General features: G+C 66.3%; 24 protein-coding genes. 14 read left to right on the top strand and 10 right to left on the bottom strand.

Annotated features, from left to right (window positions below; translation table 11 throughout):
- Nucleotides 1-7: 7 nt before the first annotated feature.
- The 5 genes from CF165_RS51115 to CF165_RS08940 all read left to right on the top strand — a co-directional run bounded on the left by CF165_RS51115 (nt 8) and on the right by CF165_RS08940 (nt 2,032).
- Nucleotides 8-181 (top strand): hypothetical protein, encoded by a 174-nt coding sequence (locus tag CF165_RS51115; protein ID WP_158226753.1) that lies wholly within the window; start codon nt 8-10, stop codon nt 179-181.
- Nucleotides 178-573, top strand: a complete 396-nt coding sequence (locus CF165_RS08955; RefSeq protein WP_093946953.1) for a hypothetical protein — start codon at nt 178-180, stop codon at nt 571-573. The genes CF165_RS51115 and CF165_RS08955 overlap by 4 nt, the downstream gene beginning before the upstream one ends.
- A 67-nt stretch (nt 574-640) precedes the next feature.
- The gene (locus tag CF165_RS08950) at nt 641-1,228 is read left to right on the top strand and encodes a phage tail tube protein (protein WP_093946952.1); all 588 of its coding nucleotides are present in this window, start codon (nt 641-643) and stop codon (nt 1,226-1,228) included.
- Nucleotides 1,229-1,328: 100 nt separating this feature from the next.
- On the top strand, nt 1,329-1,670 hold the full coding sequence (locus CF165_RS08945) for a hypothetical protein (protein WP_093946951.1): 342 nt from the start codon (nt 1,329-1,331) through the stop codon (nt 1,668-1,670).
- An 83-nt stretch (nt 1,671-1,753) separates the two neighbouring features.
- Nucleotides 1,754-2,032 carry a hypothetical protein gene (locus tag CF165_RS08940; RefSeq protein WP_093946950.1) on the top strand — a complete coding sequence of 93 codons (279 nt, stop codon included), beginning with the start codon at nt 1,754-1,756 and terminating at the stop codon, nt 2,030-2,032.
- A 29-nt stretch (nt 2,033-2,061) separates the two neighbouring features.
- Here the strand turns inward: CF165_RS08940 and CF165_RS08935 are convergent, their stop codons facing one another.
- The gene (locus CF165_RS08935; RefSeq protein ID WP_093946949.1) at nt 2,062-2,763 is read right to left on the bottom strand and encodes a GIY-YIG nuclease family protein; all 702 of its coding nucleotides are present in this window, start codon (nt 2,761-2,763) and stop codon (nt 2,062-2,064) included.
- A gap of 85 nt (nt 2,764-2,848) precedes the next feature.
- Here CF165_RS08935 and CF165_RS08930 point away from each other — a divergent pair, with 85 nt between their 5' ends.
- The 8 genes from CF165_RS08930 to CF165_RS08900 are packed head-to-tail and all read left to right on the top strand — an operon-like array spanning nt 2,849 to nt 12,868.
- Nucleotides 2,849-7,570: an aggregation-promoting factor C-terminal-like domain-containing protein gene (locus tag CF165_RS08930; protein WP_093946948.1), complete on the top strand. Its 4,722-nt coding sequence runs from the start codon at nt 2,849-2,851 to the stop codon at nt 7,568-7,570.
- 15 nt (nt 7,571-7,585) lie between these two features.
- The gene (locus CF165_RS51110) at nt 7,586-9,007 is read left to right on the top strand and encodes a hypothetical protein (RefSeq protein ID WP_158226752.1); all 1,422 of its coding nucleotides are present in this window, start codon (nt 7,586-7,588) and stop codon (nt 9,005-9,007) included.
- 17 nt (nt 9,008-9,024) lie between these two features.
- Nucleotides 9,025-10,122: a DUF5047 domain-containing protein gene (locus tag CF165_RS08925; RefSeq protein ID WP_158226751.1), complete on the top strand. Its 1,098-nt coding sequence runs from the start codon at nt 9,025-9,027 to the stop codon at nt 10,120-10,122.
- Nucleotides 10,123-10,140: 18 nt separating this feature from the next.
- The gene (locus CF165_RS08920) at nt 10,141-10,365 is read left to right on the top strand and encodes a hypothetical protein (RefSeq protein WP_093946947.1); all 225 of its coding nucleotides are present in this window, start codon (nt 10,141-10,143) and stop codon (nt 10,363-10,365) included.
- A 12-nt stretch (nt 10,366-10,377) separates the two neighbouring features.
- Complete coding sequence (locus CF165_RS08915) at nt 10,378-10,692, top strand: hypothetical protein (RefSeq protein ID WP_093946946.1); 315 nt, start codon at nt 10,378-10,380, stop codon at nt 10,690-10,692.
- A gap of 48 nt (nt 10,693-10,740) precedes the next feature.
- Entirely contained in the window at nt 10,741-11,061 is a 321-nt protein-coding gene (locus CF165_RS08910; protein WP_093946945.1) for a hypothetical protein, read from the top strand.
- Entirely contained in the window at nt 11,061-11,888 is an 828-nt protein-coding gene (locus CF165_RS08905) for a hypothetical protein (RefSeq protein ID WP_143268498.1), read from the top strand. The genes CF165_RS08910 and CF165_RS08905 overlap by 1 nt, the downstream gene beginning before the upstream one ends.
- 11 nt (nt 11,889-11,899) lie before the next feature.
- On the top strand, nt 11,900-12,868 hold the full coding sequence (locus CF165_RS08900; RefSeq protein WP_093946943.1) for a glycoside hydrolase domain-containing protein: 969 nt from the start codon (nt 11,900-11,902) through the stop codon (nt 12,866-12,868).
- A gap of 30 nt (nt 12,869-12,898) precedes the next feature.
- Here CF165_RS08900 and CF165_RS50035 read toward each other — a convergent pair whose 3' ends face one another.
- Entirely contained in the window at nt 12,899-13,681 is a 783-nt protein-coding gene (locus CF165_RS50035) for a hypothetical protein (RefSeq protein WP_143268496.1), read from the bottom strand.
- 276 nt (nt 13,682-13,957) lie between these two features.
- Between CF165_RS50035 and CF165_RS08895 the strand changes: the two genes are divergently transcribed.
- Nucleotides 13,958-14,182 carry a hypothetical protein gene (locus tag CF165_RS08895; RefSeq protein WP_093946942.1) on the top strand — a complete coding sequence of 75 codons (225 nt, stop codon included), beginning with the start codon at nt 13,958-13,960 and terminating at the stop codon, nt 14,180-14,182.
- Between the two features lie 265 nt (nt 14,183-14,447).
- Here the strand turns inward: CF165_RS08895 and CF165_RS08890 are convergent, their stop codons facing one another.
- The 8 genes from CF165_RS08890 to CF165_RS08860 form a co-directional block, all read right to left on the bottom strand.
- Nucleotides 14,448-15,593 (bottom strand): methyltransferase domain-containing protein, encoded by a 1,146-nt coding sequence (locus CF165_RS08890; RefSeq protein ID WP_093946941.1) that lies wholly within the window; start codon nt 15,591-15,593, stop codon nt 14,448-14,450.
- Nucleotides 15,590-16,543 (bottom strand): ATP-grasp ribosomal peptide maturase, encoded by a 954-nt coding sequence (gene tgmB, locus CF165_RS08885; RefSeq protein ID WP_093946940.1) that lies wholly within the window; start codon nt 16,541-16,543, stop codon nt 15,590-15,592. Before tgmB ends, CF165_RS08890 begins: the two co-directional genes overlap by 4 nt.
- Before the next feature lies 1 nt (nt 16,544).
- The gene (gene tgmA, locus CF165_RS53780) at nt 16,545-16,829 is read right to left on the bottom strand and encodes a putative ATP-grasp-modified RiPP (protein WP_369126859.1); all 285 of its coding nucleotides are present in this window, start codon (nt 16,827-16,829) and stop codon (nt 16,545-16,547) included.
- A gap of 140 nt (nt 16,830-16,969) precedes the next feature.
- On the bottom strand, nt 16,970-17,797 hold the full coding sequence (locus tag CF165_RS08875) for a class I SAM-dependent methyltransferase (protein WP_093946938.1): 828 nt from the start codon (nt 17,795-17,797) through the stop codon (nt 16,970-16,972).
- 138 nt (nt 17,798-17,935) lie between these two features.
- Nucleotides 17,936-18,847, bottom strand: coding sequence for a S1 family peptidase (locus CF165_RS08870; RefSeq protein WP_240521510.1), 912 nt, complete (start codon nt 18,845-18,847; stop codon nt 17,936-17,938).
- Nucleotides 18,848-19,688: 841 nt separating this feature from the next.
- The gene (locus CF165_RS50030) at nt 19,689-20,600 is read right to left on the bottom strand and encodes a hypothetical protein (RefSeq protein ID WP_143268495.1); all 912 of its coding nucleotides are present in this window, start codon (nt 20,598-20,600) and stop codon (nt 19,689-19,691) included.
- A 131-nt stretch (nt 20,601-20,731) separates the two neighbouring features.
- Complete coding sequence (locus tag CF165_RS08865) at nt 20,732-21,091, bottom strand: hypothetical protein (RefSeq protein WP_093946936.1); 360 nt, start codon at nt 21,089-21,091, stop codon at nt 20,732-20,734.
- Between the two features lie 100 nt (nt 21,092-21,191).
- A complete protein-coding gene (locus CF165_RS08860; protein ID WP_093946935.1) occupies nt 21,192-22,388 on the bottom strand; it encodes a helix-turn-helix domain-containing protein in 1,197 nt (398 codons plus the stop codon).
- Between the last annotated feature and the right edge of the window lie 84 nt (nt 22,389-22,472).

The raw sequence follows: 22,472 nt of genomic DNA, 5'->3' as shown, positions 1-22,472 counted from the left end.
GACCATCGTGGCCAAGGTGATCGTCGCGTTCAGCCGCGACCACACGAAGATCGGCAAGACGGTCGACGTTGACGACGACGAGGCGGCCGTCATGGTCAACGAAGGCCGTGCCCGCTACGCCGAGGACGAGCCCGGGAAGACCGAGCCGCGCAAGGCCCCTGCCAAGGCCGCCGACAAGTGATCGACGTCGAGGCGCTGGTGGTGACCTGGCTCGCCGGGCGCCTCGGCGGAATCCGCGTCCTCGCCGAGCTGCCCGCCCGCTTCGAGGAAGCTCTGCCGGTCGTGCAGGTCACCTGCCTGCCCGGCCCGAAGCTGGCCCGGCCCTGGAACGATCGCCGGCCCCTGCTGTGGCGGCCCCGCGTCGACCTCGACACCTACGCCACCACCCGCGCCGCCGCGACCGACCTGGCGTCCACTGTGTCCGACCATCTGATCCAGCTGGCGGGGCAGGGCAACCAGTGGGGCCAGGTCGCCGACGTTGAAGAACCAGCCGGTCCCGCCTGGCGGCCGGACTACAACCCCTCGGTCCGCCGTAGCGGGCTGACCGTCGAACTCACCATCCGGGCCGACTAGCCCGCCCACGTCCGATCCGCACCCCGCTCGCTCACCCGGGGCTCCGCACCTCCAAGGGAGAAACCCCGTGGCACAGAACTCTGCCCTCGCGCGCCTGGGCGTGACCGGGGCGCTCTACGTCGGCCCCCTGGGCACGACCGCGCCGAGCGCGACGACGATGGACGCCTGGAACGCGGCCATGCGCGATCTCGGCTACATCTCCGACGACGGAATCGTTGAGGGCCGGGACGAGGACAAGGAGGAGTTCACTCCTTGGCAGTCCGCCACGCCGATCCGCTCGGAGATTACCAAGTCCACCCAGACCTACCAGGCGACGCTCTGGGAGTCCAAGTACGACACCGTCAGCCTGTACTACCGGGTCGGGCTCGATGACATGACCCAGACCGGCACCGGTGCCGATGCCGTGGTGTCCTTTGTGGAGAAGGGAAAGCCGGAACGCGACCTGCGTTGCTTCGGCATCGACGTCATCGACGGCATCTATCATCGCCGGATTTTCCTTCCCATGGCTGAAGTTTCCGAGCGCGGGGAGATCACCTACAAGTCCGACACCCTGATCGGCTACGACGTAACAATCACCGCCTACCCGGGCTCAGACGGCTACTCCGCGCTGCGGGTCTACAAGGAAGGCTGGGTGCTTCCGGCTACCGGCTCGTGACCCGCCCTCAAGCGGGGGCCGATGTGGACAAGTGGTGAGCGGTCCACATCGGCCCCCTTCTCTTTCGCTCACCGACGCTCACCGAACGGAGAACACGGGTTTGTCCACCATCGACATGGACGCGATCCTCGCCCAGCGCAAGGAAGCCACCGGCAGCGCCGACACCTTCACCTTCACGTTCAAGGCCCAGCAGTGGACCTGCAAGGACCCGATCACCGCCGAGGACGAGTGGAAGGACGGCCTGCTCGACCTGGACACCGACGTCGAGGTCGCCGAGTACTACATGGGCGAGGACCAGTACGCGAAGTTCCTGGAGGCCGGCGGCCGGGCAGGGTACGTCATCCTCGCGATCAACCAGTACATGCAGAAGATGCGCCAGGACAACGAGGACGGCCGCCCTACACGGCGCTCGACCTCCTCGGCCAGGCGCCGGAAGCGGTAGAAGCCGCCCTGTGCGCGACGTACGCCCCGCGCAACCCGATCAACGAGTTCTGGCGAGGCGAAATCAGCCTCCGTCACCTGCGCGTGCTGATCGAGCACCTGCCACCCACCTCCGCGTTCCACCGCGCGGTGCACGGGCACGCGTGGAGCGACGTCGAATACCTGCTCGCGATCGTGGCTGATCGCCTCGGGGAGAACACCTTCGTCACCGGCCGCGCAGCCGGGATGAAGGGAGTACGCCGACCCCGCCCGCTGTCGCGACCAGGCGAAGAGGACAAGGACCGCATCGGTGACCGCGGAGAGGCCGACACCGAAGACGTGATCGCCTACCTCGACCAGTACAAACCCCGACCCGCAGCGTGACCCGCATCCCGCCCCTTGGCTGCACAACTTCACTGACGAACGCTTACGTTCGAAACCTGGAGCTTCTGCGCCGCGAGAGAAACCTCCTTAACGGCATCGAGTTTGCCGAAGTCGAACCACTCGCCGCGGACTCGACGCTTCGCGAAAAGCTGATGCAATGCATCTTCAAGTGCCCGATCTCCAGGCGTGTGCCACAGGAGAACTAGGATATTCGGGTTATTACCCTGCAAGTTCTTGTGTCGCTGAGTGACGTTGGCTGAGTATCCAATCTTGACCATCTTTGAGACGGAGTCTTGAATTAGGTAGATATATCCCGGCGGCTGAACCGGGAGTTCGTTACGACCTGCGTCTAGACGTCGCTCTTCGGTGAGTTGACGCTGTCGGTCATGCTCTTGCCTGGTTTGGGTGTCAAAGTCGTGAATCTTGAGGATTCTCTTATTAGTGCCACTGGGATCCGTCTCGATAACCTCTTCGACGGCTCCAATGTCAATCAGTTCGAGGCGGGCTGCGTCAAGTTCTTCAATGGTGCTTAGGTGTAATGCGGCAATGTACTCGTCTTGCGTTTTCGGAACCTTTGGATCGTAATCAATATATCTCTGGCCAAGGATGGTTACTTTGTGAAGGCTGTAAAGCATTAATGCCTGAGGGGTAACTCCGGACAGGATGAGCCACGCTGGAATCTGGACGGGCTCTACGTATTCACCACCGCCACTTATGAAATAAACACCCATTCGCAAGCCTCCCCGTCTTCAGTTCGCGCGACTCCCTTACCCAGGTAGACCGTCTCATCATAGTCGCGAGCCGAGGTGACATCTGATGGTCAACTCCGGCGAGGTCGTGTGGATCGACACCCTGCCCTCGGCGCGCGGCTGGGGCGCGGAGCTGGCCAAGCAGGCGGCCGGGGCGGGTTCCCGCGCCGGAGCGCAGATCAGTCAAGAACTGGAGCGTTCGGCAGGGGACGCGGGGCGCCGCGCCGGAGCGGCGCTGGGAACCGGTATCGAGGCCGCGAAGGAGAACGTCAAGAAGGTCGCGGGCGAGCTGGAGGCCGCGCGCAACCGCGAGGCGGACGCGGCAGGCAAGGTCCGCGTTGCCGAAGCCCGCCTCGACGAGGCACGCGCGTCCGGCAACGCCAAGGCCAGCGCGCTCGCCGCCGCCGAAGAACGGCTCGCCACCGCGCAACGCGGGCTGACCACGGCGCAGGAGCGTACGGCCTCGACCTCCGACCGGTACGAGAAGGCCCAGCGCAACGCCGCCGAGGCCACCGACACGGTGACGGTCTCGCTGGACAAGGCGGACCGCCGCTCGGCCGGATTCGGATCGTCCCTGGTGGACACCGCGCGCCAGGCCGGGACGTTCGCGTTCGGCCTGGCCGCGATCGGCAACGCCGCGAGCATCGCCATGGACACGCTGGAGAACGCGCGTCTCGGCGACAAGCTGGCCGCCCAGCTCGGGGCGCCCGCCGACATGGCCGCCGACCTCGGCCGTGTCGCCGGCACCCTGTACGCGCAGGCGTACGGCGAGTCCCTGGACCAGATCAACGAAGCCATTCGCGGGGTCATCCAGTCCGGGCTCGTCATGGAGGACGCCACCAACGATCAGCTCTCGGGGATCACCGCGAAGGTCCTCAACCTGGCCGCGACGTTCGATGTGGACCTCGGCGGCACCACGCAGGCCGTGGGCCAGTTGATGAAGACGGGGCTCGCTCGCGACGCGGACGAAGCCCTCGACGTGCTCACGCGCGGATTCCAGCAGGGTGCGGACCGGTCGCGGGACCTGCTCGACACCATGACCGAGTACGCCGTCCAGTTCCAGAAGTTCGGCTTGGACGCGTCGATGGCAACCGGCCTCCTGGTGCAGGGAATGCAGGCAGGGGCGCGCAACAGCGACCTCGTAGCCGATGCCATCAAAGAGTTTTCGATCCGCGCAGTCGACGGGAGCAAGCTCACCGCGCAGGGCTTCCAGGCCATCGGCCTCAACGCCGCCGACATGGCTGCCAAGATCGCGCGAGGCGGCCCGGAAGCCGCGGCGTCCCTGGACCTGGTGCTCGGCAAGCTGCGTGCGATGCCCGACCCGGTAGCGCGGTCGCAGGCGGCGGTCGCGTTGTTCGGCACGCAAGCCGAGGACCTCGGGCAAGCGTTGTTCGCGCTGGACCCGAGCAAGGCTGTGGCCGCGCTCGGCGACGTGGGCGGCGCGGCCGATCGCATGGGTGCGACGCTCAACGACTCGGCAGGGCAACGGCTCGTCGCGTTTCAGCGGACGCTCGAAACCGGACTCGTCAGCTTCTTCGGCGGGGTCCTGCTGCCGACGTTGGGTGACGCGGTGCAGTGGGTGCGCGAGAACGCGGACTGGCTCGCGCCGATGGCCGTCACCATCGGAGCGTTTGCCACCGGGTACGCCGCCGTAGCCGGGGCGATCAAGCTCTACGAGCTGGCCACCACGGGTGCGGCGGCGGCGCAATGGCTGCTCAACGCGGCGATGAACGCCAATCCCGTCGGGCTGATCATCGGCGCGATCGCGGCTGTGGTCGCGGCATTCGTGTACTTCTGGCAGACGTCGGCGGGGTTCCGGGATTTCTGGATCGGCCTGTGGGGCGTGATCCAGAAGGCCGCGCAGTGGGCATACGTCAACATCCTCAAGCCTGCGTTCGACGGAATCGTTGCGGCGCTTCGGATTGTCGGTCAGGTCGCCTCGTGGCTGTGGACGAACATCCTGTCGCCGACCTTCTCCTTCATCGGGCAGGCCGCCGGAATCCTCGCTGCGGTCATCTCGACTGTCCTTATTGGACCATGGGTCATTGCGTTCCGTGCGGTGGCGGACGTGGCGAGCTGGCTGTGGTTCAACGTCCTCCAGCCGACGTTCAGCACCCTCGGCAGCTTCTTCTCGTGGTTGTGGACGACGCTGCTCAAGCCCTACTTCGATGGCTGGGTCCTCGTCTTCACGCTGATCGGTAACGGCGCGTCGTGGCTGTGGTCGAACGCGATCCAGCCTGCGTTCTCGGCGATCGGCTCGTTCCTCGGCTGGGTCTGGTCGACTTTCGTCAAGCCGTACTTCGACGGCTGGGCGCTGGCGATCCGGATTCTCGGCGACGCGGCGGGCTGGCTGTACGACCACGGGATCAAGCCCGCCTTCGACGCCATCGCCGGTGCCCTGTCGGCGGCCTACAACAACGTCGTCAAGCCGGTGCTCGGCTGGTTCGGCGACCGGCTGGCCGACGTGCGCGACGGGTTCGAAAAGCTGCGCGACGTCACGAAGAACGTGTTCGACACGATCGTCGGATTCATCAAGAAGCCGATCCAGGTCGTGATCGACATCATCTGGAACCACGGCCTGCGCGAGGTCTACAACACCGCCGCCAGCCTGATCCCCGGGGTGGACCCGCTCCCGGAACTCAAGCTCGCACGCGGCGGGGTCGTGCCCGGCTACGCCCCGGGCCGCGACAGCGTGCGCGCAGTGCTCTCGCCCGGGGAAGCGGTTCTCGTCCCCGAGCTGGTGCGCGCGCTCGGCCCGTCCACGATCCTCGCCGCGAACGCCGCCGCCATGGCCGGACGTCCCACCGTCGCCGCCAGTGGCGGCCTGGTGGCCCGGTTCGCGGCGGGCGGCATCGTGGGCGCGTCGCCGGCCTCGGCGACGACCGCCCCGGCGGTCACCGCGACCGCGGCGGATCCGGCCGCGTCCACACAGGCCACGGCCGCGCTGGACACCGCTTCGGCGGCGCTGGCCGACACGGTGACCACCGTGCTGCTGCCCGCGCTGGAGCTGCTGGAGCTGCACACCGGCACGCTGCTGCCAGCGGCCGACCTCGTGCTGACCGCGAGCCTGCTGGGCGTCGAAGGCACGGCGGTGGCCGTGTGGCTTGCGGTGTCCGGGGCCGTGGCTACCGGGGTCGCGGCGATCGTGGCCCGGCAGAACCAGCTTCAGTCCACGATGGCCGGTTCCTGGTCGCTGCTGGCGGCCGTGGTCCAGTCGTCGGTGACCGCGCAGAACGCCGCGCTGTCCGGCCTGATCGCCGGTCTGGCGTCGGTGCGCTCGGCGGTCAGTTTCACGGCCGGGTGGGTGCAGGCCCGGTTCGCCGAGATGCCCGGGTACGCGGGCAACCCGGTGCGCTGGATCCTGCAATGGCCGCTCAACGGCGGTCTGGTGGCCGCCTGGAACAAGCTGAATTCCGACTTCGGCCTGAACCATCCCATCGGGCCGGTGCCGATCGGCTTCGCCACCGGTGGTCCGGTCTCCGGGCCGGGCACCGCGACGTCGGACTCGATCCTCGCGCGCCTCTCGCGCGGTGAGTTCGTGGTGCGGGCCGCGGTCGCCAAGCGGATCGTGCCGTTCCTGGATGCGCTCAACTCTGGCCAAGCCGAAGCGCTGCGCGCGGCCGGGTACGCCCGGGGCGGCCTGGTGGCCGACACCGGCAGCCAGGCCAACGCCGCTGTCGCCCGGGGCCTGGAGTTCGCCCGCGCCCAGGCAGGGAAACCGTACATCTGGGGCGGCACAGGCCCTGTGGGGTACGACTGCTCGGGGCTGCTTTCGGCGGTGTCGAACGTGCTGCGCGGGGATTCCCCGTACCGGCGGCTGGGCACGGCGGCGAGCCAGCCGTGGCCGGGATTCGCCTTCGGGCTCGGGTCGGCATTCGCCACCGGCTACAACAGCCACCACACGGCCGGGACGCTGGCCGGGGTCAACCTGGAGGCCCAGACCTTCAACGTGCCGGTGAAGGTCGGCGCGGGCGCGTCAGGCGCGGACTCCGCCCAGTTCACTTCACATGCGTTCTTGCCGGTCGTGGGCGGGTCCTTTGTGTCCGGTGGCGAAGGCGGGCTGGACCCGGCCGCCGTGGTCAGCCCGTATTTCGCCGAGGCGCTGCGCCAGGCCGAGGAGGCTGTCCGGCGCTACCCGGGCAACGTCGCGGCCGTCGATGGCGCCGGCATCGCGCGTACCGCAATCGAGGGTGCCCGCGACTACGGCGTCAAGCAGCTGGCCCAGCTCTACGCCAGCACCGCCACCGCCAGCGGTTCGCCCGAGGTCGTGGCGGCCGTGCGCGCGGTTGCCGGTCGGTACGGCTGGGGCTCCGGCCCGCAGCGGGACGCACTGTCCTGGCTGATCAGCCACGAGTCCGGCTGGAACCCGGCCGCGGCGAACCCGACCAGCTCCGCGCGGGGCCTGTTTCAGCAGATGGAAAGCATCTACGGCCCGGTTTCGCCCTCCCCGGCTGGACAGGCGGAGTGGGGCCTGTCCTACATCGCCAGCCGCTACCACGACCCGCTCGGCGCGAAATCCTTCTGGCAGGCGCACCACTGGTACGACCAGGGCGGCTGGCTCCAGCCGGGCTTCACGCCGGTCTACAACGGCACCGGCAAGCCGGAGCTCGTGCTCCCGCACGACACCGCTCAGGACGTCATCGGCTCCCTGCGCGGCACCGGCGAGCCCGTGCGGATCGTCGGTGAGCTGTCCATCAGCGACGACGGGCTGACCGCGTTCGTCGACGGCCAGATCGAGAAGAGCGAGCAGGCCACCGGCACGGCCATCGCGCGCGGTGTCCGGATTTAAGGGGGCGGTGCCGACATGTCGTGGGCCAGCGAGAGCTACGGCCGCACCCCGTACGCGGCGGCTGTCGGCCCCGAGTCCGCCACGCTTCCCGGGCAGCAGGAGCTTCCCCCGCCGATCCCCGGCGGGACCACGAAGTGGACGTACTCGGGAAACCCCTCGCTGGCCTACGCGTCGCGGGCATGGGCCGGGAACGTGTACCCGCTGCCGTACCCCGGCGGCGGGATCTCGCTCCGGCCCGTGCCCGAGGCCGGCGTCATGCGGATCACCGCGTGGTGGCCCAACGCCGCCGTCGTCCAGCTGATCCGCCAGCACCCGGACGGGACACTGTGGCCGGTACGCGGAGGCAACCCGCTGTGGGTGTCCGACCCGACCCGGTACAACTACGCCACCAATCCCGGCCTCGAGGCCGGGCTGAACGGCTACGTCCCGGACGAGGGCAACCCCACCCTCGCCCGGGTCACCAGCTCCACGGCCCCGCACGGCGACGCGTACCTGACGGCCACCGTCGCGGCGGCCGGATCGCTCGGGGTGACCGTCCCCACCACGGTCCCCGGCGCGCCACAGGTGACCATCGGCGTGGACCTGCGGTTCTCCGCCCGGCCGACCTCGGTCACGGTCCAGATCACCTGGACCGACGCAGGCGGAGTCCCGCTGACCAGCGCGAGCACCGCCCTCACCACCGACCAGGTCAACGCGTCGGTGTCGCAGTTCTCCCGGCAAGTCGTCACCCTGACCCCGCCGCCTGGGGCCGTGACCCCCACGATGAAGATCATCGCGGCCGGGCTGCCCGCAGCCGCAGTGATGGCCCTCGACGGCGTCACCGTCGAGACGCAACCCACGTCCGGCTCCTACTTCGACGGCAGCTCCTACGGCGGCACCTGGGTCGGAACCGCCGGGCTGTCGGAATCCACGCTGGCACCGCTGCTGGTCATGGACGACGGCGAATGCCCGCTCGACGTGCCCGTGCGGTACCAGGTGGTCAACCCCGCCCCCACGGGCGGCGCGATGACCAGCCAGCTCGCCACCCTGCTGAGCCTGGGCCAGACCTGGCTGACCCACCCGTCCCGGTCATCCCAGCCGGTCACCGTCCACGTGGGCTCGGTCCCCACCCGGACCCGGGAAGCCAACCGCGGCATCTTCTACCCGGTCGGAGCGACCTATCCGATCATCGTGTCCTCGGCGGCACGCCGCGCCGCGACCGGCGATCTGACCATCGGCGCCCTGTCCTTCGACGAACGGGACGCGCTGCTGGACCTGTTCGCCGACCTGCAGCCGGTGTACCTGCGCACCCCCGCCGAATTCGGCTACGGCACCGGCTTGTGGCTCGCCCTCGGCGACCTCGCCGAGGATGCCGGCAACCGCCGCGCCTACCAGCAGACCCGCATCCTGACCGCGCCATTCCACGAGGTGGAGGCGCCAAGCGCGCTCGCCGTCTGAGCAGGAGGTGGGCGCCGGTGTTCCCGCTGTCCACTCAGGCCCGGATCGCCCTCGCGCAGTCGCACTCGATGCAGGCACGAGCCACTGTGTTCAGCCCGACCTACGGCGTGCTGGAGTTGCCGATCTCCGGCGGCTCCGTTGACGTCGACGCCACCAGCAAGATCCGCCGGAGCGCGACCGTGCAGGCCGATCCGCGCTGGTGGCCACGCTCGCCGACCGACCTGCTCGCCCCCTACGGCTCTACCTGCCGTGTGGACTACGGGATCGTCTTGACCTCGGGCGACACCGAGTGGGTGCCGCTGATGAGCGGCTACCTCGACGAGGCGTCCCGGACTCGGCCGGTCTCCAGCTCGGGCGATCTCACGGTCAAGGTGGTCGACCCGGCGGCGCGGGTCGCCGAAGACCGGCTCGACGTCCCCGCTCAGACCATCGCCAATGCGACCGCCGTCGGCGAGATCGCGCGCCTGGTCAGGGAAACCCTCGGCGCGCAGGTCGAGGTAGTCGACCAGACCGGCTCCGGCCTGGTGGCGTCGGTGATTGTCATCGAGCGCGAGCGGTGGGACGCGGTCGAAAAACTGGGCGACTTCCTCGGCGCGGAGGCGTTCTTCGACCAGCTCGGCCGCCTGGTCATCCGGCCACAACCGACGATGAGCCAGGCGCCCGTGTGGACGGTGCGCACCGGCAACGGCGGGAACCTGCTGACTGCGAAGGACAAGCTCAGCCGGGAGCTGGTCTACAACCGGATCGTCGCCAGTGGCCAGCGCACGGACGGCGTTCCGGCTGTGTACGCCACCGCCACCGACACCACCAGCCTCGCCTACTACGGCGGCCCCTTCGGCAAGAAGCCGAGGTTCTACACCTCCGAGCTGCTGACCACCGCCGCGCAGTGCCAGACGACCGCGGACGCCCTTCTCGCGCGCGTGCGCGGAACCGCCGCCCAGATCGAAATCGAAACCCTGGTCAACCCGGCCCTCGACAGCGGCGACGTCCTCACCGTCGTGGACACCATGGCAGGAGAAACGCACCACGTCATCGACAAGCTGTCTGTACCGCTGTCCCCGGATGGCACGCAGTCGATCACGACCCGCTCGGACGACCTGCCGGCCGAAACCTGACCCGGGAGGAGGCCGCCGATGCGCATCGCCGAAGCCGTCGCCCGGGTCGTGGACCAGGCGCTCACCTCCCGCCGCAAAACCGGCACGGTCACCGGCGTGTCCGGTTCCCAGGTGATCGTCACCGTCCAAGGCGGCTCGCTCACCCTTCCCCGACTCGCCAGCTACACCCCGACCACCGGCGACATCGTCCACATCGACGCCACCGTTCCCGGGGCATGGCTGGTGCTCGGAAAGTCCGCATAGGAAAGGAAATCCATGGCCTCAACCCTCGCTGAGAGCGCCGAACTCGCTTCGTTCCCGCCGTTCGTCCGCCGCGTGCAGGCCGCTGTGTCCACCGCCGCGAAGGACGTCGGCGCCGAGGCTCAGGACTCGAACAACCCGGCCCGTTCTCAGCTGCGGCGCGCTCTGGCCACCAACGTGTTCGCCGACCCCTCCAACTACGGCACCCGGTTCGCGTGGGCCGTCGCCACCAACCCCGTCATCACCATGGCCTCCACGGACGGGGACGTGCAGTTCACCGTGAACTCCGTCTGGGACACCATCGCGGGCGCACCCCCGCTGCCGGAATAGCGCCGAGCACAGCAGGCCGCTGGTGACCACGGAAGGGGTCCTGTCGCCGTGCAGCTCGCCGCCGAGGCGACGCCGGTCGGCCCGCCCTGGCTGGCCGCCACCCTCGCCATCTTCGCCGCCCTGGTCACTCTGCTCACCGCTCTGATGCCGGCGGCCGTGGAAAAGATCAAGCAACGGGCCAAGCCATCTGCTGACTCACCCGCGTTGCCCGCCTCCGGGCAACGGACAGACAAGGCGCTCGACATGATCGAGGAATCCCTTCGCGACCTCCGGCGGCAGCGCGACGACAGCACCCGCGAAGTCGCCCGCCTCCAGGAAGTTCTCGCCAGCCGAGAGGCCGAACTCAGACGGCGAGGGTGGGCGGACTGATGACTCACGAAGACCTCCCCACCGGGATGAACGAGCTGCGCCAAGGCGTGCTCGAGGTGGCCGAGGAGGCACCACGCCAAGCCCGGCAGGCCGCGCGCGCCGAGTTCCGGCGCGCCTGGAAGTGGGGCGTCCTGGCGTGCTTCCTGGTGTCGCTGATGGTCGCGCTCGCCACCGGCGTCGCGGTGCTGAATCTGTACGGACGCGCCGAGTCGACCGACGCGGCCGTCGCTGCCCTCCGTCAGCAAGCCGAGCAGTCCAAAGCCCAAGGCGACCAGGCCAACGCTGAACTCACCCAGCGCGGCCAGACGCCGGTCCCGATCCCCGAGCCCGGCAAGGTCGACGACAGCGAAGTCATCATCGCGGCCGCGACCGCGCGCGTCCTCGCCTCCATGCCGACACCCCAGCCGTCCACAAGCGATCTCGGACAGGCCGTCGCTCGCTACCTGGCCGCCAACCCGCCGGCCCCTCAGGCGCCGACCGCGCAGCAGCTCGCGGCGTCACTGGCCGGGTACTTCGCCACGAGCCCGCCACCCTCCGGGCCGCCCGGCCCCGCCGGGGAGCCAGGCCCGAGAGGCGCGGCCGGACAGGACGGTCAGGACGGTCAGGACGGGCACACTCCGACCCGCAACGAGATCGAGGCCGCCTTCGTCGGCTACCTGCAAGCCAACCCCACGGCGCTGTGCCCACGGGGCGGCACCTTCGCACAGCTGCGCGTGGTCCTCGCCGATGGCGGCGTCGCCGACACCTGGCAGTGCGTCGTGACGACTACGCCGCTGCCATCCGAGACCCCGACGTCGACCGAAACCAGCCCACCACCCACGAACTGAAAGGTCTGTCGATGGCCACCTGGTGGATCGACTACAGCGCCAAGCGACTCGCCGCCGCCACCATCAAGGCGACCGCGGTCGGCCCGTCCGGCGAACACCCCAGCGGCGTCATCCGCTACATCGACGCGCCCGCCAACCTCCGGACGAAGCACACTGACAAGGCCGAGTACGACGACCTCGTCCGCAGTGGACTCGCCATGCAGGCGATGTACTTCGAGAACGGCTACGACGACCCGCACGGCGGGTTCGCCGGAGGACAGGCCAACGCCCGGCGTGCGCTCGCCGGTGCCCAGTGGCTCGGCTTCAACGGGGTCATCCTGTTCTGCTGTGACAGGTGGTTCAACGACCCGGCGCACCCGCCGACCGTCACCGCGCGCGAGTGGCAGAACTACCTCGACGGGGCGGTGAGCATCCTCGGCCGGGGGCGGACCGGCGCGTACGGCTTCGCCGACGCAATCGACGCCGCACGCGGGCACGTCGACTTCTTCGTCCAGTGTGGCTCACGCTCCGCAGTCCGGGACTTCGTCAATGGCTGGCAGGACAACAACGTCCAGCCCCGAGTCGGCGGCATCAGCACCGACCGAGTGCTCATCCTCAAGCCCTTCACCACAGCCGCGCCATCCGGCGACGGCTCCACTCCCTCGACCGCGACCAGGAAGGTAACCGAGCTGATGGAGCGCAGGACCATCGACGTCAGCAAGAACACGACAGCGGTCCGGCTGCTGCTGTCCGGAAGCGACACCGCTGCCATCATCATCCGGCCGCGTATCGACGGGTCCGGCGTCGCAGCGAACCCGGTTTGGCTGGGCAACATCTTCGCGTGGGGAAGCAATAAGGCTGGCATCGGGCACAACCCGAAGTTGGAACCGGGCTTCGACCCCAAGGTCACCACCCATCGCCGCTACGCGCTACCCGGCGCGGTATGGGCTGACCTGGAATACAGCTCGAACGAGCCCTTCGAAATCGACATTGTCGGCTGATGATAATTTGACCAGAAACCTATATACGAATTAAGGAGACACGGTGATTACGACAGCAATCTTGCCTGCGTTATCTTTGTAACATGTAAGGTTTGGCGGAGGTGGCGGTGTTGGATATTTACATTTGTCTGGCGGCAGTTCGTTAACCATTAGGACAAGGGTGCCCGAAGTGTCGGCAGTTATCGCAAAGTCTGCGCCGATGGCTTTCCATGCTCCGTTTCCGATTTTACCAATCAGCCTGCATATGTTCTCATTGGGTACTACAAACGAAAGCCAGTCATCGGGCTTACTTGGATCGTCCGAGGCTTTCTGCTTTGTCCCTTCGATTCCCGATGCCACAGTTTCACCAGCAGCGCAGTTCCAAGTCTCACCCTTGCTTTCTTGGGCAAAGTGGACAGTTTGCCCTTTTTGAATGGTCAAGCCAGGAACTGGCGGCGGCAGATACGTCTTTGAGTCAACGGGATAGACGACAGAAGAATTCGTATCCGAAGGAGTCAGGGAACGATTAGGCGTCATCATCGGGGAACTCGCCGCCGGGTCGATAGGTGGAGCTGCTGCCCGCTCAGAGGTGTTTGGCGTATTCGGTAAAGTGACAACGATCGCGATCGCTACTGTGGCGGTAATTAACATCACATATGCAACAATTTTGTTGGTTTTTGCACTCAATCTCGTCACGGCTGACGCAGCCCGAGCTCCCTTTGTGATCAAGCCTTTCATTGACGGCATCTGATTAACCAGGTAGGGCACTCCGACGGTGAGAATTGCCACAATTAGGACTTTGTTCCAGAAATCACCCTGTCCAAGGCTCGTCATGCAGGCATTGTATGGGTACGGAATTTGATCTTAGACCAGGCAACGGCCAACCCTCGTGTGAGTACCTGTCAAGACACATGGCTACGCGCTGGCGCAATTAAACCTTTCGAGATCGACATTGGGCTGACCAGAGGGAGCAGGAGTTGTTCGAAGAGCCAGGAGGAGGTCCGGTGACCCCGGCGAACAGCAACCCCAGGGGCCGGCCGCGTCCGATCCTCGATGCAATCCGTGGAGGCGCCTGGAAGACCGTGCTCGGGGACCCTCGTCATCGCCGCAGTGTCCTTCGGGGTCCTCAACGCCGAGCAAGCCACAGTCGCCAACAACGTCGTCGCGGCCCTGGCCACCATCGTCACGGCCGTGACCGCCGTCCTGGCCCAGGTGCACATCCTCAACCGCGCCGAACCACTGGTGACCCCAGTAGCTGACCCGCGCAACGACGCTGGGGCTCAGCTGGCCCCCGTGGACACTGAGCCCCCGCTCACCGGCCCGACCAGGGTCTAGCAACGCCGTACGACTACAACTCAGCCGGAGGCTCCTGGACTCCTGATCGGGTCCGGGGGCTTACCCTTCGTGGTGTGGTCAGCGGCTGCACAACACGGCACCCTGATCCGGGTTCATACGGGCCAGGGGCCGTGTTGTGTCCGGCCCGACCCCGCGCCGGGCCGGGCCGGTTCTCAGGCCGCACAGGGCCAACCTGCACCCGTCTGTGGCAGCCTGGCTAGGGACCCACTCGCCGAGTGTCGGCATGCATTCCCGAGGGCAGAAGTCATGAACCGGCGATCGTCCAGCGGTGCTCGCCGTCGGGTTCGTCGAGCCAGACCGTGTTTTCGCCGTGCGTGTCGACTGTCAGGCCCAGCCGTTCCCAGCCTGGCTGGCTAGCTTCGGTCCACAGGCGGTTGGCCCACTCGACTGGTTCCCACAGCGAGGTACTGCCGGCCTCGGTCACAGTTTGGTCGGCGAGGTTGACGCGCGTCCATGATCCGTCCGGCGCGGCGAGGCTGGCTGCGTACGGTTGTCGTGTTTCGGGGTCGAGCAGCACACCGAACTCCACCTCGCGGGGAAGGCCGCCAAGCTGCGCGAGAAACCACACCACCGGCGAATTCCAGGGCGGGACCGGCGCGGCAGTGGTGTACGACCGTCCTCCGTCTGTCTCCTCGACGCGAGGGACTGAGACGGATTCGTCGTTTTCGTGACGCATCGCCATGAACGATGCCCACCTGGTGGCGAAACGCCCCTCCAGCGCGCCGTCGTCTTGGCGGTGAAGGTGAACGAGGTTCCCGGCGCTGATGGCGAGTTTCAGGTCAACGAGGACCGCACCACCGGACGCGAGTTGCCCGGCCCAGGACGCCGGGACAGCAGGGACCGAACACGTCGAGATGATCCGGTCGTATGGCGCGTGCTCTGGTAACCCGGCTTGCCCGTCGACGGCGGCGAGGGTAGGCCGGAACCCCGCGCTGCTAAGTCGCTGACCGGCGAGTGTGACCAGCTCCGGGTCGATGTCGACCGAGAAGACCCGGGCATCGCCAAGGCGGTGAGACAGTAGGGCGGCGTTGTAGCCGGTTCCGGTGCCGATCTCCAGGACACGGTACCCGTCGTGGATGTCGAGCATTTCGAGCATTCGCACCATCAGCTCAGGATTTGTGCTCGACGAGGAGGGCTCGGGATATCCGCGTCGGCTGTCCAAGGCTGTGACCAGCGTTCGGGTCGCGTATACGCGGTCCCAGTGTTCGGAGGTCTCCCAGTTCATCCACTGGCCGGTGTTGTCCTGTTCGTACGCGCGTTGCACGAAGGTATGGCGCGGCACGCCAGCGACGGCGGCGTGCCAAGCAGGCGAGACGATGTCGCCGCGTTCCTGCATTAGGTCGGCGAGCCCCCGCGCGTATTTGGTCCAGTCTGATGCGGTCGTGGTCATTGGGGGCCTCTCATGAGGAGGTCGGCAAGTTGGCTAGTCAGTGGTGCTCCGGTCTCGTCTTCAATCCAGCCGTACTGGCCTCCCGCGTTGATCTCCAAAAACGTCCAAGTATCGTCTGGGCCGATCACGAAGTCGAGTGCACCGTAGACGAGGCCCAGGTCTGCCATGAGATGGTGAACGCTCTCGGCGACCTCCGGTGGCGGCGTGACCAGCTCGTACGTGTTGGTGTCATATCCGGTGCGCCAGTCGACGTGCGCCGATTCGGTGTGCGAGTAGATCGCGGCGGTGGTCACATGCCCGCCGATGACGAACATGCGCGCCTCGTGCGCCTTTGGCGCCCATCGCTGGAACTGGTGCGCCGTGATCTCGACGCCGCGCAGGTCAGACAGGTCCGCCGCGTCCATGGCGCGGGTGTGCGCGAACCTCCGCAACCCTCCCTCAACGATCGAGACCGCGCCGAGCATCTTGTTGACCGTCGTTCCCTCGCCTGCGAAGCGGAGGACGGACTCCGGGTGGTTGGTGATCAGCGTGTCGGCAACCCGCAGGCCGCACCGCGCAGCGACAGCGAGCTGGTACGGCTTGTAGCCGGAGTCCGCCAGACGCGCCGGATGATTGACCCACAACACCGGAAGCGCCATCAGCACGCCGCCGAGCCCGTACTTGGCCTCGACATTCGCGTGCTCACGCTCGGCGGTGTTCAGGGAAGCTGGAAATTGGTACGCCTTTGGCGAGCGATACCAGATCGCCTCAATTTCTTCCAGTTCGACGATGTGGTGTTCGGTGCGAAGGTTGCCCGTCCAGCGGTCCCCACGCAGCCGGGCGGAGATGCTCAGTTGCGCGGGGAACCAGGCAGTGTTCAACCGGTACACCTCGGCTCCGCGGTCTTGGAGGGCGAGCACCATCGTGTCGGCGCTCGGGTCCCGCTCGTCGGCCAAGATGAGTACGGACATGTCAGTCGTTGTGATAGTCCTCGGACGGGTCCCCTTCTGAACCGTCCGTGCTGCCGGTGGTGGGTGCGGTCGGGGGACCCATTTCGAGCAGTGGCCGGCCTTCACTGTCGACACGGATTTGGCGCACGGGATCGAAGTCTCCGACCGGGCTCGGAGTCCCGTGGAACTCGATCGGTGCCATCCGCCGTAGTCCCCACGGGCGAACGCCCGCAGGTGACGGAACCTCGTCGGGACCCGAGGTAACTGCTCCTCGAGACAGCGGGAACCGTGGACTGTGGGATGCCACGGGTTCGTCAGAGAAGGCTGTGAAGTCCAGTGCTGCGGTCACGGCGTCGGTCTCCAATCGTCAAGTCGGTCACTAACTGTAGCCGTGCGACTGCGGTAGCATGTCAGCACGGAGCTTCTGTCACTCGCGTGGCGTACAGGTCAGGGCAAGTTGTCGAGCCGATGGATCTCGGCCACATACGACAACGAGTCGACGTTGAACACCTCGCCCATCAACCAGCCGTGCGGCTCGATCAGCCGGGCGAGAACGTCAGGCTCGGCGAAGAACAGGGGTGTCCAAGGAGTGGCCCACTGCCTGTACCGCAGTCGATGAATGTTTTGGCCGGGCATCCATCCGCGCGCTCTGTTCTTCTCCAGATACGCGATGTTCCGCGGGTTGTCAGGGGCAACCGGCGAGCTGCCCTCACCGAGAATACTGCCGCCGGGCGCCGTAATGTTGTGCAGTGTGCGAAGGATGCGCGGAGCCATCTCGGGGCTGCCGAGCAGCCCGAGTCCTAGGCCCAGCATGAAGATGGTATCGAACGATGCGGGCCGAAATTTGTTCTCCATGTCGGCGACTTCGCCGACGTGCGCTTGATGAACTCCACGCTCATACGCAACCTTCACAGCGCCCGCGGACCGATCAAATCCGGTGGCCTGCAGTCCCCGCTCCTGGAGCGCGAGGCACACCCGTCCAGCGCCCATCCCGATATCCAAGCATTCGCCCGATGCGCGCTCCAGCGCCCATAGGTCGCCGGGACGCCACTCGACAGGCGGCCGGAACATGTACCGGACGTTGCGTACGTTCACCATGCCGTCATCGAACTCGTATACGTGGTAGATGGAATGGTGGGCGAAGTCTGATTCGTACGCGTCCCTGATCAGCTCTCCATAGGCGTCGCCAGTGATCGGATCCGCATAAGCGTCGACATTGGACGTCTCCGGCTCCGTTGTGAGATCTTCGAACCCGGCATACGGTTTCGGTTGCATCTGAAAGTCAGCTCTTCTCGACTGTAGGGCCGTATTTAGAGAAGATCGAACATGCGCGTAGGAGCATTACGCCCACGGCGACAGAGGCGCCAGGGACGCGCCGCGCCCGGCGGTCGGGCCGGGCGCGGCGCTATTGCGCTACGCGGCTACGGGCGCGCCGCGCGCCGTGTCGTAGATCCAGCTGCGGAAGTCCGGAGTGCTGGTGTAGACGGTCTCGTCGACACCCGGGTACTGCGTCGCCGCACGACTGCATCCGCCGACCAACAGCGGAATGCCCTTCACGTACTTCACGGCTGGGCCGCCGGAGTCGCCGCCGCCGGGGCCGTCCGTGCCGTTGGGGTTGTCGGTGCAGATCTCATCGGGTGTCTGACCGGCGTCGGTGCACCGGGCAGGCGGAACGACCTTGGTCGTGAGCTGCTGGAGTTGCGTCGGAAGGTTGGGCGTGGGGTCCGGCGTGTTGTCGCCCCAGCCGTACAGTTCCACGCGGTCGCCCGGCTGGGCGGCACGCGGCGCGATCTGGATCGTCTGGGAGTTGACGGGGTGGTCGAGCTTCAGCACGGCGATGTCGCAGATGGGGTTCACCAGCCGCGGCTGCTGAACCTTGCATTTCGGCGCGTTCGGTGCGCCCCAGGCCCAGCCGGGGTTCACTTCGATGTGCGTCACGGTCGCCGTCTCGCCGCCCTGGGTGCGGTCGTGTGAGCCGATCCGGACGATGAACCGCTTCGCCTCGGTGGGGACGGGCTTGCGGTCCGACGTGGAGAAGCGCAGGACATTCTTGCCGGCCTTGGCGACGTCGGCGGGCGGATCGGTCACGCAGTGAGCATTGGTGACGATCGTGTCGGCGAAGATCAGTTCGCCGCCGCAGGTGTGGCGCGGTTCGGTGATGCCGTAGTCCGGTGCGGTGTATTGGAGCGACGCCATCCACGGCGTCGCGACCGTGGCGGCGTGCCCACCCACGAGGTTCGGCTGGACGTCCGCGCTCGCCACCCCCGCGCCCGCCGTGGCGGCGAGTGCGATACCCGTTGTGGCGACTAAGGATTTGATTCTCAACAGTCCACTTTCTCTTCGGTTTAACAGGACTCCGGCCTCCTGGAGGTCGGAGGTTCTGCCGCCACGCCGAAAGCTAAACCGGGCGACCCGTGCCGCATTAGGTGTCGCCCAGCTCTTCGTACGTGCCGAAAACTGGTTTGCTATAGCCATTTCCAGTCGGGAGTGACACCACGTCCGATGTAGCACCGGCTGACACTTGCCTTCCAAGCTCTGCCATTAGCGCGGCGCGCGCAGACATTGCTACCTTGACAAGCTTGGTGAGTGTCTCAGGGTCATCGAACGCGATGCGCACCAGTGACGTGTCAGTAACGCCAAACGTTGTGCCTAGCTGGATCTCGACCTTCCCGTCTGCGGGCTGAAGGTCGAGGGTGATCTCGGTACCCCCAGGGACCGAGATGTACGACTCCACGCGAATGCCTTCACTCATAGCGGAAGTCCGAGGAATAGTCGTGTGAACACCACAACCAAGACGAAGGCTGCGCCGACGACCAGGCCACATCCGAGGATCAGCAAGACCAAGCCTCCGTGCCCAATGCGTCCAGGCGGGGGCAGAAGGTTTCTTCGCCATTCTTCGTTCCAGCTGTCCGCGTAGGACGGACGTGTCGCGGCGTCGGCGGCGTGGCGTCCACTGGGCATGGCAACTTCTCCTGGTCGTTGTCGGCGCAGTGCTAGGGCTGCTTGTCCGGGTCCCGTTGTGGCCAATGGATCGTTCGTGGAAGCACGGCAGTCGGCAACTGGCTTGCGATCCACTCGTGGAGGGGACGGTTTGCCGCATTCGACTGCACGGGAATCAAGTGGGTCTGTTCGGCAGGGCTTCCTTCGTAGCTGGATGCCCCGCGAGTCACTGTCTTCGCTCAAGCCGATATTTGACATACTGGCGAACGGCAGTTTTCAGCTTGACCGATCGACCGGCCAGTAGCCATCGGCCCAGTAGCGACACGGCAAACGCGTCAATGCTGTCGGTGCTGGCTTTCTTCCATGCCGGGACTTGCGCCACCCAGCCCTCGGCATCCTCGGGACTGTGTCCGTCGGCGACAAGGTGAACCGCGAAGACGGCTGGGTCGACCCAGTCGGGCGCCTTTGCGACGTCATGCCAGCCGGTTAACCGAGGACCGGAGGCGGTCAACAGCACGGACGACGACGAGACGTTGCCATGCACTGCACACAGCCCACCGCTGAGGACGTCAAACAGCAGTAGCTCGTGTTCGACGAATTGACTGGCGCGACGGCGATCCCATGGGTCCAGCACCCGGGGAGAGTTGGTTGTGAGCGTGCGCCATGCCGACTCCCGAGACAGTCGAGACGCCAGGCTCTCGAACTGGGCAGCGTGACGGAGGATGGACTCGTCTCCGGGGCGCAGGTATGACGCACCGGTTTCCGTCAAGTCGACGAGCATGCGCACTACTGGCACGAGGTCCGCTGAGCCTGGACCGAGGTTGGGCCGCTCGCCGATTACGGACTCGAACCCGGCAACGGTCCACGTCATACTTTCGAACGTCCAAATGCAGCGTGGAGCAATGGGGCGCAGAAAGCGATTGACGCGAAGCTCGCGCTGTAATGCTTGCACTCCAACCCGGTTGGCCTGATCGACGGCGACAACGTATGCCGACCCGATCGCCGAGAACACGGTGCCGGAGTAGTCGTGCGGTCCGTGACCCATGCTGTCTACTGTGGAGCTTATCTTCGCTTCGAGACGTGCTTCTACGCCCTCGCGCAGCTCCGCTGGCAAGTCGCTCCAAGCCAGGAGACTCATGCTTGGCCTCCCCATTTGTCGCGCGCACGAAGCGGGACAGTTATGGCATACATGTGCAGACACCTCAGGAAACTTGGAACCGACCGGGGTGCAGGGCGGGGGCACCTGCACCCAGGTCGGAAAACGTGGTGTTACAGGAGGACGATCCATTCATCGACGACTACACGCACGACGTCGACTATCGTTCCGGGGCCTGCAATCCGCAGCGGCTCCGGCTCGTTGCCTTTCGGCCAGGGGTAGCCGCGACGCTCATAGCGCAAGCCAAGCGAGACACCGTCGCGTGCGGTGTCAAGCCACAGGTGATCGACATAGAAGCCGGAGAACCGCCGAAAGAACAGGTCCATGCTTCCTTGGCCGCGTCCTTTGTAGACGAACTGGCCTTCATCGATCACTTTGATAATCGCCAGAGCGTCTCGCACGGTGCTGGTGTCAACGTCCGGGTCGTCGTAGACGCCCAGGCTGACCAGCATAGCGCTGCGCTCCGTGTTCATCGCCTAACCTCCTGTATGGGAGTTAGACGTTAGAAGCCCACGGGCGCAGTTCTTGTACTAGAAGTACAAACCGGGGCAGTTTCACCCGATTGGTGTAGCGTCAGACGGGTGCGACACCGAGCCGATACGCGAGTCCTCGCAGCTCAACGCCTCCGGCATCGCGTCGAGCCTTGCCAAGCATCGTCACGACAGCATCTCGAACAAATGCGTTGGCATGGAATTGTTCAGGGGTCAGTTCTTCGGCCTTGAGGAACGCTTCGAGGCCCGCCTTGACCGTTCGCTTGTCCTCCACCAGGCCACGTCCAAGCTCCATCCAGTACGCACCTTGACGTGAGATCGAGATCGACTGCCACTCAACATCGCGCGCGACCTCGGCGATCCCGGCCCCGGCGCCCAGTTCGACGCCGAGAGTCACCCGCCAGATGCCGACGTTGGACGTGCCGAAGTTCATCGTCCCGGCACCCCATGCACTGTTTGCCAGTCCGAGGCTGGTCGCCATATCGCCGGCCTCGGCAAGATGAGCCTTCGCCGTGTCCTCGTCGCCCTGCGCGGCTTTCGCGAGCGCTGCCGTGAGATGCGACATGCCCCGGGATTCGAGTCGGCTGCCGGGGGCGTCCGTGGCTTCGACGGCGAGCTCGTACTGCCGATTTCGGGAAAGCGACGAGATGTAGTGTGCACGGGTCCAGGACGCGACGCCGAGCCATTCGGGATCTTCGAGCAACTTGGCCGTCTGCGAAACCCGTTCGGCAGCAAGGTGGCCGAGGTGGGCGGCATTGAGGGCCGACGTGACCCGCCCTGTCGCGTGATAGGTGCCGATGAGGCCCTTTAGAGCTGCTGACCGCTGCCGAGGCTTGCCAGCGTGACGAAGAAGATCGCGGATGAGGTTGGGAACCAGCTCGGCCATGGCTTCGTACTGCGACTGCGGCCTCAGCTCGTCGATCAACTTCGTCAATTCGGCACGCACTTGCTTCCAGGGACGAGTCGGCGCATCGTCCGGCACTTCGCCGGGCCAGTACTCCGTGAGGACCGCTTCGATTGCTTCAAGGTGGGCGTGAGCGGCGCTGCTGACCGTGCTGCCAGGCCCGAGCGGCCTGTTGGTGAACTCCCCAGGGTGGACTTTCAGCGCTCGCGCGATGCCTTCCAGGGTCTGACGACGAGCAACGGGCTTCTCGTTGCGTTCGATTTGGCCAAGGTATCCGTAGGAGATCCCGGCAAGCTGTGCCGTCACCTCCAGGCTCAATCCGCGCCAGATCCGAAGCTCACGGACGCGCTGGCCGATGTACTCGCCGTCTTCCATCGCAACCACCTAATCCGTCGCCGAGTGGCCTGCGCGGCCACACTGAGTGCAGCCCCGGTACTCCGGGCATTTCAAGGCTACCGG

It is taken from the genome of Amycolatopsis vastitatis (assembly GCF_002234595.1).
GTDB classification, from domain to species: domain Bacteria; phylum Actinomycetota; class Actinomycetes; order Mycobacteriales; family Pseudonocardiaceae; genus Amycolatopsis; species Amycolatopsis vastitatis.
This window is presented reverse-complemented; position numbering and strand designations above follow the sequence as displayed.